The organism is Acinetobacter lwoffii (assembly GCF_024129715.1).
In the GTDB taxonomy this organism is placed as follows: Bacteria; Pseudomonadota; Gammaproteobacteria; order Pseudomonadales; family Moraxellaceae; genus Acinetobacter; species Acinetobacter lwoffii_U.
Map to the genome: position 1 here is coordinate 1 of NZ_JAMXXM010000059.1, position 1,387 is coordinate 1,387.

The 1,387-nt window shown below is 44.6% G+C and carries 1 protein-coding gene; it reads left to right on the top strand.

Annotated features, from left to right (window positions below; genetic code table 11):
- Window positions 1–19: 19 nt before the first annotated feature.
- Window positions 20–1,354 carry an ISNCY-like element ISAba32 family transposase gene (locus NI462_RS14855; protein ID WP_005264215.1) on the top strand — a complete coding sequence of 445 codons (1,335 nt, stop codon included), beginning with the start codon at window positions 20–22 and terminating at the stop codon, window positions 1,352–1,354.
- Window positions 1,355–1,387 lie beyond the last annotated feature (33 nt).

Here is a 1,387-nt window from a genome sequence, read left to right on the forward strand (position 1 = left end):
GACTGGATATAAAATATAGATGCTGATCACTATGTCTGATAAAGAAATTCAACGTCTTGCAGTTCTGCAAGACGTTAGAGATCATCGTATTACCCAGGTCCGTGCTGCTGAAATCCTGAATCTTTCCACCCGTCAAATTACCCGGTTATTGCAGAAGCTCAATCAAGATGGTGTCTCAGGTATGGCACATGCCAGTCGTGGTCAACCGGGTCATCGTCGCCATGACGTCCTGTTAAAATCAGAATGTCTTTCCATTATTTCTGAACATTTACTTGGCTTTGGTCCTACATTGGCTCATGAGAAGCTCAGCAGCATGTTTGGCCTGCATATCCCGGTAGAAACGGTTCGTCGCTGGATGACTGCAAATGACCTCTGGATTCCTCGATCCAAGCGCCTGAAACGTCCATATCAGCCTCGATACAACCGTGATTGCTTCGGTGAGCTGATCCAGATCGATGGCTCATATCATGACTGGTTTGAAGGTCGAGCTTCCAAATGCTGCTTGCTAGTTTATATCGATGACGCCACTGGAAAGCTGTTGCATCTGCGCTTTTGTGAGGCTGAAACGACCTTTGATTATATGCTTTCAACCCGAGCCTACATTGAGCAATACGGCAAGCCTTTAGCGTTTTATAGCGATAAACACTCGGTATTCCGAGTGAATCAGAAATCGAGCCAAGATAGCCAGATCACGCAATTTGGGCGGATTCTGAATGAGTTAAATATTGATATTATCTTCGCCAACTCACCCCAGGCCAAAGGCCGTGTGGAACGTGCCAATAGAACACTCCAGGATCGCCTGATCAAGGAAATGCGCCTAGAAGGTATCTGTTCAATTGCCGAGGCAAATGCCTGGCTGCCCTGCTTTATTGAGCATTTCAATCAGAAGTTTGCCAAGTGTGCGCGAAACTCAAAGAATTTACATCGGCCATTAACCGAATCTCATCTTGAACTGGATGATATTTTTACCTGGCAGGAACCGCGTAAGGTCACCAAGAATCTGACCCTGACCTATGACAAATGTATTTATCTGCTTGAACCGATAGAGCTGAATCATAAGCTTGTTGGGCAATATATTTCATTTCTGGAGTACCCGGATGGGACTGTGGCCCTCATGCACGAGGGACGAAAGCTCAACTACAGCATTTTCAATAAATTAGCTGGGCTACAGCAGAATGAGATCGTTGAGAATAAACGGTTAGGTACAGTTCTGGCACATATTCAGCAACAGCATGAAGAGTTGGAAAAACAGAATAAACGTTCCCGTCTCAAGAAAAGTATGCCGAGTCGTAAAGCTCAGAAAGCTGTTATTGAACAAAGAAAGTTAAATCCTGTGCTTGACTCTTGTGGTTAAAAACAGGACATTTTAAATGGTTTATCGCATAGA